This window comes from Promicromonospora sp. NPDC019610 (assembly GCF_044389365.1).
Lineage (GTDB): Bacteria > Actinomycetota > Actinomycetes > Actinomycetales > Cellulomonadaceae > Promicromonospora.
Genome location: NZ_JBIRXX010000001.1, coordinates 1,020,265 through 1,033,843 on the forward strand (window position 1 = coordinate 1,020,265; position 13,579 = coordinate 1,033,843).

General features: G+C 72.3%; 12 protein-coding genes and 3 tRNA genes. 10 read left to right on the forward strand and 5 right to left on the reverse strand.

The window, feature by feature from the left end:
* Positions 1-70: 70 nt before the first annotated feature.
* Positions 71-610 (forward strand): carboxymuconolactone decarboxylase family protein, encoded by a 540-nt coding sequence (locus ACH45N_RS04415; protein ID WP_397391527.1) that lies wholly within the window; start codon positions 71-73, stop codon positions 608-610.
* A 102-nt stretch (positions 611-712) separates the two neighbouring features.
* Here ACH45N_RS04415 and rarD read toward each other — a convergent pair whose 3' ends face one another.
* Positions 713-1,615, reverse strand: coding sequence for an EamA family transporter RarD (rarD, locus tag ACH45N_RS04420; protein WP_397391529.1), 903 nt, complete (start codon positions 1,613-1,615; stop codon positions 713-715).
* A 124-nt stretch (positions 1,616-1,739) separates the two neighbouring features.
* Here rarD and ACH45N_RS04425 point away from each other — a divergent pair.
* From ACH45N_RS04425 to ACH45N_RS04455, 7 genes are all read left to right on the forward strand, one after another.
* Positions 1,740-1,821 (forward strand) — tRNA-Tyr (locus tag ACH45N_RS04425).
* A 213-nt stretch (positions 1,822-2,034) separates the two neighbouring features.
* Positions 2,035-2,107: transfer RNA gene (locus ACH45N_RS04430), tRNA-Thr, on the forward strand.
* An 85-nt stretch (positions 2,108-2,192) separates the two neighbouring features.
* Positions 2,193-2,269 (forward strand) — tRNA-Met (locus ACH45N_RS04435).
* A gap of 83 nt (positions 2,270-2,352) precedes the next feature.
* Positions 2,353-2,523 carry a 50S ribosomal protein L33 gene (rpmG, locus tag ACH45N_RS04440; RefSeq protein ID WP_013837798.1) on the forward strand — a complete coding sequence of 57 codons (171 nt, stop codon included), beginning with the start codon at positions 2,353-2,355 and terminating at the stop codon, positions 2,521-2,523.
* A 24-nt stretch (positions 2,524-2,547) separates the two neighbouring features.
* Positions 2,548-3,033 carry a MaoC family dehydratase N-terminal domain-containing protein gene (locus tag ACH45N_RS04445; protein ID WP_397391531.1) on the forward strand — a complete coding sequence of 162 codons (486 nt, stop codon included), beginning with the start codon at positions 2,548-2,550 and terminating at the stop codon, positions 3,031-3,033.
* Positions 3,030-3,452, forward strand: a complete 423-nt coding sequence (locus ACH45N_RS04450) for a MaoC/PaaZ C-terminal domain-containing protein (RefSeq protein WP_397391533.1) — start codon at positions 3,030-3,032, stop codon at positions 3,450-3,452. The genes ACH45N_RS04445 and ACH45N_RS04450 overlap by 4 nt, the downstream gene beginning before the upstream one ends.
* A 152-nt stretch (positions 3,453-3,604) precedes the next feature.
* Positions 3,605-5,848 carry an N-acetylmuramoyl-L-alanine amidase gene (locus tag ACH45N_RS04455; protein ID WP_397391535.1) on the forward strand — a complete coding sequence of 748 codons (2,244 nt, stop codon included), beginning with the start codon at positions 3,605-3,607 and terminating at the stop codon, positions 5,846-5,848.
* Between the two features lie 74 nt (positions 5,849-5,922).
* On the opposite strand, the gene ACH45N_RS04460 is transcribed toward ACH45N_RS04455, so the two are convergent.
* Together ACH45N_RS04460 and ACH45N_RS04465 are read right to left on the reverse strand one after the other, a co-directional pair.
* Entirely contained in the window at positions 5,923-7,275 is a 1,353-nt protein-coding gene (locus ACH45N_RS04460) for a C39 family peptidase (RefSeq protein WP_397391537.1), read from the reverse strand.
* A gap of 112 nt (positions 7,276-7,387) precedes the next feature.
* Entirely contained in the window at positions 7,388-8,512 is a 1,125-nt protein-coding gene (locus ACH45N_RS04465) for a LacI family DNA-binding transcriptional regulator (protein WP_397391539.1), read from the reverse strand.
* A 111-nt stretch (positions 8,513-8,623) separates the two neighbouring features.
* On the opposite strand from ACH45N_RS04465, the gene ACH45N_RS04470 reads away from it, so the two are divergent.
* Together ACH45N_RS04470 and ACH45N_RS04475 are read left to right on the forward strand one after the other, a co-directional pair.
* On the forward strand, positions 8,624-9,862 hold the full coding sequence (locus tag ACH45N_RS04470; RefSeq protein WP_397391541.1) for an MFS transporter: 1,239 nt from the start codon (positions 8,624-8,626) through the stop codon (positions 9,860-9,862).
* Positions 9,863-10,018: 156 nt separating this feature from the next.
* Complete coding sequence (locus tag ACH45N_RS04475) at positions 10,019-11,227, forward strand: UDP-N-acetylmuramate dehydrogenase (RefSeq protein ID WP_397391543.1); 1,209 nt, start codon at positions 10,019-10,021, stop codon at positions 11,225-11,227.
* 60 nt (positions 11,228-11,287) lie between these two features.
* Here the strand turns inward: ACH45N_RS04475 and ACH45N_RS04480 are convergent, their stop codons facing one another.
* Together ACH45N_RS04480 and ACH45N_RS04485 are read right to left on the reverse strand one after the other, a co-directional pair.
* The gene (locus tag ACH45N_RS04480) at positions 11,288-12,262 is read right to left on the reverse strand and encodes a L,D-transpeptidase family protein (protein WP_397391545.1); all 975 of its coding nucleotides are present in this window, start codon (positions 12,260-12,262) and stop codon (positions 11,288-11,290) included.
* Between the two features lie 195 nt (positions 12,263-12,457).
* On the reverse strand, positions 12,458-13,531 hold the full coding sequence (locus tag ACH45N_RS04485; protein ID WP_397391547.1) for an adenosine deaminase: 1,074 nt from the start codon (positions 13,529-13,531) through the stop codon (positions 12,458-12,460).
* Positions 13,532-13,579: the final 48 nt, after the last annotated feature.

Sequence of the window (13,579 nt, forward strand, 5' to 3'; positions counted from 1 at the left end):
TCAAGGGTGTGACGGCGCGCAGGGCGCCGGTGTGACAGGCCGGAACCCCGGCCACCACGAGAGGACCGCGATGACCACCGAGACCACCGAGACCACCGCCCAGGACCCGACCCAGCACCTCGACCTCGCGCCGTCCGGCACGCCCCACCTGCGGACCGTGACGGCGCGCGCCAAGAACCCGGCGCTGGTCGTGCCCGGCGGCGTGAAGGCGCTGGCCGAGCTGGGCAAGCTCGCCCACGGGCAGGGCGTCCCCGCGGCCACGCTCGAGCTGGTGCACCTGCGCGTCAGCCAGATCAACGGCTGCGGCTGGTGCATCGAGTACGGGATGCGGCAGGCCCGCAAGGCCGGCGAGTCCGAGGACCGCCTCGCGTCCGTCGCGGCCTGGCGGGAGTCGCCCTACATCAGCGAGGCCGAGTGCGCGGCGATCGAGCTCGCCGAGGCGATGACGCGCCTGGCCGACAGCTCCGAGGGCGTGCCCGACGCCGTCTGGGACCGCGCCGCCGAACACTGGGACGAGCAGGCGCTCGCGGCCCTGGTCCTGCACATCGGCGTCACCAACCTCTACAACCGCCTCAACGTCACGACCCGCCAGATCCCGGGCACCTGGTAACCCCCCCCGTCACCGCTGAGTGCTGGGTATTTGTTGCTTTCCGCCGGTCAGATCAACAAATACCCAGCACTCAGCGTGTGCGGTCCGGCCGGGGGCGTGTGGTCAGGACAGGCCCAGGCGCGGGGCGCGGCGGGCCTGGCGGACGCCGTCGACCGTGAGCAGGATGAGGGCGAGCCACACCAGGGCGAACCCGGCCCACCGGGCGGGCGGCATGTGCTCCCCGAAGACGAGCAGCCCCACCAGGAACTGCAGTACCGGCGCGAGGTACTGCAGCATGCCGACGACGGACAGGGGCAGCCGTCGGGCGGCGGCGCCGAACAGGAGCAGGGGCAGTGCGGTCACGATGCCGGCGGACATGAGAAGCAGTGCGTGCCCGGTGCCCTCCGCGACGAACGTGCCCGCGCTGCCGAGCCACACGAGGTAGGCGAGCGCGAACGGCGTGGCGACGGTCGTCTCGACGGCCAGGCCGGGCAGGGCGGCGACGGTGCGGCCCACGCGGTTCTTGACCAGCCCGTAGAGGCCGAAGGACAGCGCGAGGCACAGCGAGATCCACGGCAGCCCGCCGAGCCCGGTGGACAGCACCACGACCGATGCGGCGCCGAAGGCGATCGCGACCCACTGCATGGGCCGGAGCCGCTCGCGGAGCACCAGCACACCGAGCAGCACCGTGACGATGGGGTTGATGAAGTACCCCAGGGCGGCGTCGAGCACCCGGTCGCTGAGCACGGCGTACACGTACACCACCCAGTTGACGACGATCAGGGCCGCCGCGACGGCGAACGTGCCCAGGATGCGCGGCGACCGCAGGGCGGTCCGGAAGTCGCCGAGCTGGCGCAGGGCAGCCAGGGCGACGAGGCAGAAGAGCAGGCTCCACACGATGCGGTGGGCCACGATCTCCAGGGGGCCCGCCGGCTGGAGCAGCGGGAAGAACAGCGGCATCCCGCCCCAGAGCAGGTAGGCGCCGATGCCGAGGGGGAGGCCCCAGCGATCCTGTTGTTGTGTCACTGCGTCACGATAGTTCTCGGGCCCCCGTGCGGGTCCCGGATGTGCTGTGGGGCTCGTCACCTGGCCGGGCCCCTTTTCGATTTCTCGCGAGGGCTGGTGGGGCGCTATGGTTGGCACCGTTCACGGCTGGTTGCCCGAGCGGCCAAAGGGATCTGACTGTAAATCAGACGGCTCAGCCTTCGGGGGTTCGAATCCCTCACCAGCCACGTGAAGCACAGCAGGGCGTGACCGGCGATCTCGCTGGTCACGCCCTGTTTCGTTGTCTGGTTCGTGCCGGTGCAGCCGGCGCCTGGCATGGGTCCTGGCCCTGGTTTCTGGCCCAACCGCTGGGTCCGGACGGGCCTCGCGGCCCGCGCGGCGCACCTCACACCGGATTCGATTTCACGCCAGGCCGGAGGGCATGTAGAGTCTTCCTCGCTGCCCCGATAGCTCAGTCGGCAGAGCGTCTCCATGGTAAGGAGAAGGTCAAGGGTTCGATTCCCTTTCGGGGCTCTGTGATCGACGCGGGGTCGTCAGCCCACCCCACCGGTTCGCCGGTGGGGAGCAACGGCGGACGGCCTCGCGTTCAGTCACGCGCGGCGGGGTAGCTCAGCTGGTCAGAGCGCACGACTCATAATCGTGAGGTCGCGGGTTCGAGCCCCGCCCTCGCTACCAAGCAAGTACATCCGTCCGGCTTCCTGTGCCGGACGACGAGAAGACACATGGCGCCTCCCTCTCGAGGCGCGGAGGTGAGAGCCATGGCAAGCAAGAGTGCGGATGTCCGCCCGAAGATCACGCTGGCGTGCGTGGACTGCAAGGAGCGGAACTACATCACGAAGAAGAACCGGCGTAACGACCCGGACCGTCTGGAGCTGGCGAAGTTCTGCCCGCGCTGCGGCAAGCACACGTCGCACCGCGAGACCCGCTGAGTCTCTCAGTAGCTTCACACCGACGTGGCGAACGCTGATTTCGAGGGCCGGGCTTACCCGGCCAACGCCCCCTACTCCGTAGGCCGCGAGAAGATCCGCGAGTTCGCCGTCGCCGTCGGTGCCACGCACCCCGCGCACCACGATCTCGTGGCGGCGCGGGGTTCTGGCTATACGGACCTGGTCGCCCCGCCCACGTTCGCCGTGGTGGTGGCCCAGCGGGCCGAGTCGCAGTACATCAGCGACCCCGAGGCCGAGATCGACTTCACGCGTGTGGTCCACGCGGACGAGCGCTTCACGCACCACCGTCCCATCGTCGCCGGCGACGAGCTCACGACGGTGCTGCACGTGGACCGGATCGTCTCCCGCGGCCCCATCAGCATGGTGACCACGCGCTGCGAGATCTACGCGATGCCGCAGCAGGTCGAGGTCCCGTCCCCCGAGGCCGACGGCCCCGGCGAGCACGTCGCCACGGTCACGTCCACGCTGGCGATCCGAGGTGAGGACGCATGAGCCGCCCCGACATCGCGACGCTCGCCGTCGGCGACGTGATCGGCAGCCGCACCGTCACCTTCGACCGCGCGGCCCTGGTCCGCTACGCGGGTGCCAGCGGCGACCTCAACCCGATTCACTGGAACGACAAGTTCGCGGTGGACGCGGGCCTGCCCGGCGTCATCGCGCACGGCATGCTCACCATGGGCACCGTCGTGGGCCTGGTCGTGGACTGGGCGGGCGACCCGGGCGCCGTCGTCGACTACCAGACACGGTTCACCAAGCCCGTCGAGGTGCCCAACCCGGGCACCGCGCTGGTCGAGGTCGTGGGCACGGTGGGCGTGGTCGACGCCGACGCCGGCACGGTCCGCGTGGACCTCGCCGTCACGGTCGACGGCGCCAAGGTGCTCGTCCGCGCCCAGGCGCTCGTCCGCCTCTGACACGGCCCGCGACCACGGGCCGCGCGCCCGACCGCGAACAGGTCAGTTTGCCGGGGTAACGATTTTTTAACCCGCAGACCCTTCTCATGCACCCGCTGATCGGGTGTGATTCTCTCGTCCGGAGCTCTACGGACCGACGAGAGGAACTCCGCGTGACGTCCCGACGACGTATCACAGCCCTGGCCACGGCGGCCGGGGTGCTCTTTCCGCTCATCCCGCTCTCCGCGGCCGCGGCCGCCCCCACGGTGACGGCGCCCGGCGACGAGGTGGTCGCCTGCGCTCCCGTGCTGGCCGCCGGCTCGCTCGACGGGGCGTTCACCGCGGCGGCCGACGCCACGGGGGTGCCCGAGGACCTGCTCAAGGCCGTGTCCTACCTGGAGTCCCGCTGGGACCAGCACCCCGGCCAGGCCAGCGCCGACGGCGGCTACGGCGTGTTCAACCTGACCGCCGGAGAGGGCCTCGGCCACGCGCACGGCGGCGGGCTGCCGCTGGCCGCGATCAACGACAAGGCAGGCCCGGCCCGCGAGGGCACGCCCGAGCTCACCCGGGCGGCCGCGCTGACCGGGCTCGACGAGGCCACCCTGCGCTCGGACGCCCAGGCCAACGTCTGCGGCGGCGCGGCGCTCCTGGCGTCGTACCAGGCCCAGGCCGTGCGCGACGGCGCGGCCGACGACGACGGGGCCGACGGCCTGACCGTCTGGGCGGACGCCGTGTCCCGCATGAGCGACCTCGACGGCTTCGCGGCCGGCGTCTTCGCCACGCTCCGGGACGGCGCGGGGACGACCACCCCGCACGACGGTGCGGTCATCCTCACGGCCAACCCCGACGTCGTCGTGCCCCGGAGCGCGACCACGAGCGACCCGGAGGCGGACTGCCCCGACGACCTCGGCTGCGAGTGGCTCCCGGCCCCCTACGAGAAGGGCTCGCCGGACCTCCCGGACGGCACCGGCGACTACGGCAACCACGACCAGGCCGACCGCACCGGCGCGGGCGGCCCGTCGATCGACTACATCCTGATCCACGACACGGAGACCGCCTACCAGCCGTCGGTGAACCTGGTGCAGGACCCGACCTACCTGGCCTGGAACTACACGCTGCGCTCCGAGGACGGCCACGTGGCGAACCACCTGGACCCGGCCGATGTCGGCTGGCACGCGGGCAACTGGTTCATGAACATGCACTCGATCGGCCTGGAGCACGAGGGCTGGGCGGGCACGGGCACCTGGTTCACCGAGGCGATGTACCAGTCGTCGGCGGCGCTGGTGCGCCACCTCGCTGCGGAGCACGACGTCCCGCTCGACCGGGCGCACGTCATCGGCCACGACCAGGTGCCGGGCATCCTGCCGGGCTACACCAAGAACGTGCACTGGGACCCGGGCCCGTACTGGGACTGGGACCACTACTTCGAGCTGCTCGGCGCCCCCATCGGCGGCGACCTGGAGGCGACGACGGACGTCGAGCCGGGCGACGTCGTCGAGGTGCGCACGGGCTACGCGGAGAACCCGAACGTGGTGACGGGCTGCGAGCAGGCGTCGCCGGGCTCGGGCGACTGCGTCGACGGCGCGGGCACCAACTTCCGGTACCTGTACCAGGAGCCGTCGGAGGACGCGCCGCTGGCCAAGGACCCGGGCTGGAAGCCGGACGGCGCGGACGGCACCACGTACGCGAGCGACGTGAGCGCGCGCGTGCAGTCCGGGCACAAGCTCGTCGTCGACCAGGTCGACGGCGACTGGCTCGGCGTGTGGTGGGCCGGCTCGCTGGTCTGGCTGCACAACCCGGCCGACCGCCCGGTGGTGGTGCCGGCCACGGCGCAGACCGTGACCGTCACGGGCGACGCCCCGGCGCCGGTCTTCGGGCGGGCGTACCCGGAGGCCGCCGCGTACGAGGCATACCCGGACGTGCCGGTGCAGGCCGTGACACCCATCGAGTACACGGTCGGCGTGGGCCAGACGTACGCCGTGTCCGACGACGACGTGGCCGCCGACTACTACCGGGCCGCCACCTTCGACGGCTCGGGCCCGGGCGACCGCACGGTCGTGCGCGGCGACGACGTCTACTACCAGGTCTGGCTGGCGCACCGGCACGTGTTCGTCAACGCGGCCGACGTCGAGCTCCACGACCCCGTCGTCGCGGACGTGTCCGGGCCGTCCGTCGAGGGCAAGGCCAAGGTGGGGCGGGTCCTGACCGCGGAGCCGGGCACCTACCTGCCGGACGACGTCGACGTGGCCTACCGGTGGCTGCGCGACGGCGAGCCGGTGCGCCGGGCGACGGGCCCGCGCTACCTCGTGACCGGCCGCGACCGGGGAACGGACCTCTCGGTCGAGGTGACGGTCTCGGCGCCGGGCTACACGTCGGCGTCCTACACGTCGGCCCCGCGCCCGATCCCGACCCGCTGACAGCGCTGAGTGCGGGATATTCGCTCTCTTCTGGGTGCCAGAAGCGCGAATATCCCGCACTCAACGGGACGGGGTCACCAGTTCGGCGTGGTGCCCGGGAGGTTGTCCGGGAGCTTCACGTTCTTCGGGTGGTAGACGTACGTGAGGCCGTCGGTCGAGGTCTGCCAGACCCGCTCGAAGTTCTCGCGCGTGTACACGACGCGGACGGCGTCGTTCGTCGCCCCGTGCGGGTCGTTGAGGATCGGGTCGCCGTCGGCGGTGAACCCGCGGAGCACCACGAGGTGCCCGTCGGTCTCGTACCCGGCCTCCGGCATCTCCTCGGCCTCGAAGTTGATCGAGAAGACCAGCGGGATGCCCGCCGCTACGAACTTCTCCGCCTCCGCGAGGGAGCGCAGGCGGGTCACGAACGACTCCAGGCCGAACGTGTTCGCGTAGGCCGCGTTGAACGGCCAGTTGCCCGCGCCCTCGTACGTGTAGTCCCAGGTGTTCATCGCGGCGTAGTCGACCTGCGGGTCGCCGTTCGGCGCCTCGATGCCCTCCAGCTCCTCGGCCGGCACCTCGCGCCCGTAGGAGTAGATGACCATCGTGGACGACGTCGGCGAGCACCACACCTGGCCGCCGCCGCCGAACTCCGGGTACTCGCCACGGTGGATGTTCTGGCTGAACTGCGGCACGTCGAGCGCCACCTCGCGCCCGAGCGTGAAGTCGCTCGTGCCCGTGTAGTGCGCGTCGGGCAGGTACTCGTTGGTCATGGTGCTCACGGCGTCGAGCCGCGGGGACACCCGGGTGCCCTCGGGCCGGTACAGCGTGGCGCGGGTCTGGTATGCGTCCGGCTCGTGCCCCGACTTGGCCACGAAGGTGTCGGTGAACAGGTACGCGTCCTCGTCGGTCTGGCCGTTCACCGAGGTGCGGTGGATGTCGCCCACGCTGCCGTCGGCGGGCGCGAAGTCGTCGCCCGAGGCCCAGCGGCCCATCACGAACCACTTGGTCCAGCTCCCGTCGGCCTTGCGGCCGCGGTACTCGATCTCCACCCAGGTCCCGGTGGGCGTGTGCGCGTTCCACGAGCTCACCGACTCGTCGATCAGGTAGCCGGCCTCGACCACGGGCGACGTCCACCGGCCCGTCTCGTAGCTGACGGGCGTGCCGTCGCCGAACGGGTCGGTGTACTCGACGGTCTCGCCGGCACCGCGCAGCACGAGCCCGCCCTTGGCGCCCGGCCGCAGGTTGGCGGTCCTGCCCGCGTGGAAGTCGCGTACCCCGTCCCAGGTGGTCAGCGTGATCTGGTTGTCCGACGCCGTTCGAGCCGACGCCGCCTGGGCCCCCGCCTCCACCGGCACGGCGCTCGCTGCGATCCCCGCCTGCACCACGAGCGCTCCCGTCGCCACCAGTGCGAACACCGTGGTCCGCAGTCCTCTTCGTCTCGACATAGCCCTGCCTCCATGCCTCCGGGCCCCCTCTCGGTGAGCGGGCCGTGGACCTTCCCTATCAGAGCGGGGGTCCTGACAGAAGCAAATTAGGCGTCACCCGAAAGTGGGCGTGTCAGCCCAGGTCGGGCACGGGTCCCGTCGTCGTGCCCTCGACCAGGCTGACCGGCAGGGTCACTGACCCCGGCTCCTCGCCGGCCAGCAGCGCGATCACGGCCAGGCCGAGCGCGCGGCCCTTCTCGACGAGCGGCTGGTGCACGCTGGTCAGCACGTCGGGGGAGAGCCACGGGAGGTCCAGCCCGTCGAACCCGGCGACCGACACGTCCTCGGGGACGCGCAGGCCGAGCTCGCGCGCGGCGATCACGGCCCCGGCCGCGAGCAGGTCGGAGTGGGCGATGATCGCCGTCGGCCGGTCCCGGGCCGGCGCCCACTCGGACAGGATCTCGGTCGCGGCGTCGCGCCCGTGCTCCACGAGCGAGGCGGGCGTCTCCCACGACATGACCGGCTCGATGACGTCGCGCACCCCGGCCAGCCGGTTCCGGGTGGGCGTGCGCTCCGCGGCGGCGAGCCGCTCGGCGTCCACCAGCCCCGACCGCTCGTCCCGTCCGAACGGCAGCGCGATCTCGGCGATCCGCGTGTGCCCCAGCTCGACCAGGTGGCGCACCGCCTCGGCGGCGCCCCGGCGGTCGTCGACGCCGACGACGGGCACCCCCGGCACCTCGTGCCCCTCGCCGATCACGACCGGCACGCCCCGGCGCTGGAGCGCCGCGAGGTTGGGGTCGCCCTCCAGGATCCCCCACACGAGCACGGCCACGTCCATCGCCGCGGCCTCGACCAGCGGGTCGACGGCGGGCGGCAGGCCGGCCTCGGCGGCGAGGCCCACGGACTGCGCGGTGGCGCCCTGCGGCATCCCAGGCACCAGCAGCACGCCCAGCCCCTGCTCGCCGATCGCGGAGACCAGGCCGTGCAGCACCTGCGTGGAGACCGGGTCGCGGAACGAGCGGCCGAGCTGGTCGCCGATCACCACGCCCACGATCCCGGAGCGCCCCGACCGGAGCTGCCGCCCCAGCGGGTTGGGTCCGGAGTACTCGAGCTCGCGGGCGGCGGCCAGCACCTTCTCCCGGGTCTCGGGCGTGATCGGCCCCGCGCCGGAGAAGGCGAGCGACGCGGTGGACACGGAGACACCTGCCAGCTCGGCGACCTTCGCGAGGGTCGGTCGGCCAACGGTCTGGCGGTTCATCGCGGTTCCTTCTCTCGCATCGGGCACCGGTGGTGCAGGACCCGGGAATCTGCTGGGCTGATCCCAGATTGTGGCTTACGGTCGGGAGATTCAATCGCACCAAGGAGTTCCGTGCCTACTGCACACGCCGCCGCCCGTGCGGTATTCGTCGTCTTCGCTGCCAGTGGGTTCGCCTTCGCGAGCTGGGCGTCACGCCTTCCCGCGGTGCGGGACGGCCTCGGTTTCTCCGAGCAGGAGATGGGTTTCCTCCTGCTCACGGGATCCATCGGCTCGGTCGCCGCGATCCCGCTGTCGGGCCTGGTCGCCGAGCGGTTCGGCACGGCACGGACCGTCCTGGCCTTCTCGGGGCTGCTCGTGGCCGGCCTCACGGTCGCCGGGTACGGCGTCGCCACGGACCAGCACCTCGCGGTCCGCGGCGGCCTGATCCTGTTCGGCGTGGGCGCCGGCGTCTGGGACGCCGCGATGAACCTGGAGGGCGCGGCGGTCGAGCAGCGGCTCGGCCGCGCCGTCATGCCCATCTTCCACGCCGGGTTCTCGTTCGGCACCGTGATCGGCGCGGGCCTCGGCATCCTGGCGGCCAACGTCGGCCTCCCGGTCGCCTGGCACGTCGTGGCGGCCGGCGTCGTCGCGTTCCTCTCCGTCGTGATCGCAACCCGGTTCTTCACGCCGAGCACCGTCGCGGCGGCCCTGCCGGACGGCGCGGCCGGGGCCGGCAGCGCGGACGGCGCCGACCCCGCGGAGGTGACTCCGCCGCCGTCGGGCATCAGGGGGCTGTTCGCCGCCTGGGGCGAGCCGCGCACCCTGGCGATCGGCCTCGTGGTGCTGAGCGCCGCCCTCACGGAGGGCGTGGCCAACGACTGGGTGAGCCTCGCGGTCGTGGACGGTTTCGACACGTCCGACGGCATGGGTGCGGTGGGCCTCGCCGTCTTCCTCACCGCGATGACGACCGCCCGGCTGGCGGGAACGCGCGCCATCGACCGGTTCGGGCGCGTCCCGGTGCTCGTGCTCTCCGCGCTGCTCGCGTTTGTCGGCGTGCTGACGTTCTCGCTGGTCCCGGTCCTGTGGCTGGCGTTCGTCGGCGTGGCCCTGTGGGGCTTCGGCGCGGCGATGGGCTTCCCGATGGGCATGAGCGCGGCGTCCGACGAGCCGCGCCGGGCCGCGATGCGGGTGGCCGCGGTCTCGACCATCGCGTACACCGCGTTCTTCGTGGGGCCGCCGCTCATCGGGCTCGTGGCCCACGAGACGGGCTACCGCCTGGCGGTGCTCGTGCTCCTGGTGCCGATGGTGCTCGGGCTGGTCGTGGCCCGTTCCGTGCGCCCGCTGCCGACGGCGGCGGGTGTGAAGAGGTAGCGCGGATCACGCCGACGGGTTGTCGCAGGCCAGGCCGCGGAAACCAGGGAGGGAACACGTCTGCGGACACCAAAAGGTTCCAGAATTGGCAGACATCACCCACGCCATGTCGAAGATGTGCACAAATCCCGCACTGCGGGTAGATAGGCTTGCACGGTGAGCCCATACCCGGCAGACACCGTCCAGGCACAAGCGGTGGTCCCCAGCCTCGCCGACCTCACCACTCTGCGAGTGGGTGGACCGGCTGCCTCGTACGTCGAGGCCGAGGAGGAGGCCACACTGATCGAGGCGGTGAGCGCCGCCGACGACGCCGGTGTGCCGCTGCTCGTCGTGGGTGGCGGCTCCAACCTGCTGGTGGCCGACGAGGGGTTCGACGGCGTCGTGGTGCGCGACGTCCGCAGAGGGATCAGCGTCGAGTCGGACGACACGTGCGGCGGCGCCGTGGTCAGCGCGCCGGCCGGCCAGAACTGGGACGAGCTGGTCGAGCGCGCGGTCGACGAGGGCTGGGTCGGCGTCGAGTCGCTGTCGGGCATCCCCGGCACCGTCGGCGCCGCCCCCGTGCAGAACATCGGCGCGTACGGTCAGGAGCTCTCGGGCGTGGTCTCGCTGGTCCGCACCTGGGACCGCGGCGACCGCCGGGTGCGCACCTTCGCCGTCGGCGAGCTGGGCTTCGGGTACCGCACGTCGCTGCTCAAGAAGTCCATGCACGGCGAGGGCCGCGAGGGCATCCGGGGCGAGGGCGACCCGCGGGCGCCCTGGTACCCGTCGCCGCGCTACGTGGTGCTGAGCGTCCAGTTCCAGTTCCGGCTCGGCACGCTGTCCGCGCCCGTGGGTTACGGGGAGCTGGCCCGCCGCCTCGGCGTCGAGGTGGGCCAGCGCGCACCCATGAAGGACGTCCGCGAGACCGTGCTGGGCCTGCGCGGCGGCAAGGGCATGCTGCTCGACCGCCCGAGCTTCGACGGGGAGCCGGACCACGACCGCTGGAACTCGGGCTCGTTCTTCACCAATCCCGTGATCCCCGTGGAGCACCTGGAGCACCTGCCCGAGGACGCCCCGCGCTACCCGGTCCGCTCGGCGACGCCGGAGACGACCACCGGGCCGAGCCTCGGCGCCATCGACCCCACGCTCGTGAAGACGAGCGCCGCCTGGCTCATCGAGCACGCCGGCTTCGCCAAGGGCTTCGGCCTGGCGGGGGAGCACAGCCCGGCGCGGCTGTCGACCAAGCACACGCTGGCGATGACCAACCGCGGCGGCGCCCGGACCGAGGACGTCATCGCGCTGGCCCGCGCGGTCCGCGACGGCGTCCGCGACCGGTTCGGCGTGACCCTGGTCCCGGAGACCGTCCTGGTGGGCGTCTCCCTCTAGCCGCCCCGCACGTGTCGGGCGCTCAGGTCACCCGGGTGACCTGAGCGCCTGACACGTGTCTCAGTAGACGACGACCGGGGTGCCCGACGGCGCGCCCCAGCTGTCCCAGATCCAGTCCATCGCGCTGTTCGACACCCGCACGCACCCGTGCGACGCCGGGAACGCCGGCACCGACGCCGAGCCGTGCACCGCGATGCCGCCCGTGAAGAACTTGGGCCGCCACATGTCGCCCAGCTCCAGGCTCGACGCGTACATCCGGTTCTCCTCGCGGTACACCGCGAACGACCCGCGCGGCGTGTACGCCGTGTAGGTGGCGCCCTTGGCCTCGTACGTCTCACCGTTGCCGGACGACGCGTTGATCACCTTGACGACCTTGCCGTTCTCGACGGCCAGCACGAGCTGCCGGTCGATGTCGATCTCCAGCACCTTGCCCGACGACGTCTGCGGCCGCGGCACCACGCCGTCGTCCGCCGCCGCCTGCGTGGCGTCACCCACCACGCCGTCCCGGTACAGGCCCCCGGCCTTCTGCAGCGCGAACACGGCCTGCTGCGTCTCGCCGCCGTACGCGTTGTCGACCGACGTCACGAAGTAGCCGAGGTCCCGCAGCCGCTGCTGGAGCTTGCCCACGCGGTCGCTGACCTCGCCGTACTCGATGTAGTCGGGCTTCGCCGGCTCGTCGTCCTTGCCGCCCTTGCCGTCGCCCTTGCCGTCGCCCTTGTCCCCGCCGGCCTCGTCGGACGTGCCCTCGTCGGTCTTTCCGTCACCCTTGCCCTCGTCCGCGCCGTCGCCGGAACCCTCGTCGGTGCCCGCGCCGGAGTCGTCCGTACCCTCGCCGGCGCTCTCGGACGGCGAAGCGCTCGGCTCCGGCTCCTCGGACGGCGCGCTCGCGCTGGGCTCCGGGGTGGGGGAGCTGTCCCCGGACGCGGACGGGCTCGGCGAGCTCGTCGTCCGGTCCGCCTCCGCCGGCGGCTCCTGGTCGTCACCGCAGCCCACGAGCAGGGTCGCCGTCAGCGCCACCGCGCCCAACGTGCTCACGACCCTCCTGCCCACGTGGACCCTGTCCGTGCCGTGGTTCGACCTGCTGTGCACAACCCGCATCGTGACTCCTCCTCGGCCGCACCTGCTGGGGGTGGCGCGGCACCGCACACACGAGACGACGTCGTCCCCCCGTGAGTGTCCTGTATCTGTAACCGACGCACGTCGGATCAAGATGGTTGGGTCGGTCGATCGTCACCCAATCGTGACTGACCCGCGCGTCGGGAGGGAACCCAGGGTTTCGGCGGGGTCGGGCGCGAGCAGCCACGCGTCGACGTCGGCCAGCAGGCGCGCCTTGGTCGACGACGACGCCCGGCTCGCCCGGATCGACGAGCCGGCCAGCGCCGCGAGCTCGGTGTCGGTGAACCCGTGCGCGTCCCGCGCGATCGCGTACTGGTCGACGAGCCGCGACCCGAACAGGAGCGGGTCGTCGGCCCCGAGTGCGACGACGGCGCCCGCGTCGACCAGGGTGCGCAGCGGCACCTCGTCCGCCTCGCCGTACACGCCCAGGCCGATGTTCGAGCCGGGGTTCACCTCCAGCGCGACGCCGCGGTCCACGATCTCCGCCAGGACGCGCTCGTCCTCCGCGGCCCGCACGCCGTGCCCGATCCGGTCCGGGACGAGCTCCCGCAGGACCTCGCCGATGTGGTCCGGCCCCAGCAGCTCGCCGCCGTGCGGCACCGCGGCCAGCCCGGCCCGGCGTGCGATGTCGAACGCGGGGCCGAACTGGGACGTGTCCCCGCGACGCTCGTCGTTCGACAGCCCGAAGCCCACGACCTCGCCCACGCCGTCACCCGCGTACCGGGCGGCCAGCCGGGCGAGCGTGCGCGCGTCGAGCGGGTGCTTCATGCGCGACGCCGCGATGATCACGCCGACCTCGATGCCGTGCGCGGCGCTCGCGGCCCGGGCGGCGTCGATGACGATCTCGACGGCCGGTGTGATACCGCCGACGAACGGCGCGTAGGAGGTGGGGTCGACCTGGATCTCGAGCCGGCCCGAGCCCTCGGCGGCGTCGTCGGCCGCCGCCTCGTCGACCAGGCGGCGCATGTCGGCCTCGGACCGCACGCACGCGCGGGCGGCGTCGTACAGGCGCTGGAAGCGGAACCAGCCGCGTTCGGTGGGGGGCAGTCGCAGCGGGTCGTTGTCGATGAGCGCCTCCGGCAGCCGGACGCCGTACGCGGCCGCCATGTCGACGAGCGTCGGCACCCGCATGGATCCGGTGAAATGCAGGTGGAGGTGCGCCTTGGGGAGGAGTGCGAGGTCGCGCATCTGCGTAGTGTGGCAAAGCAGTGGTCCGGTGGCAGCCGCGATCGTGAT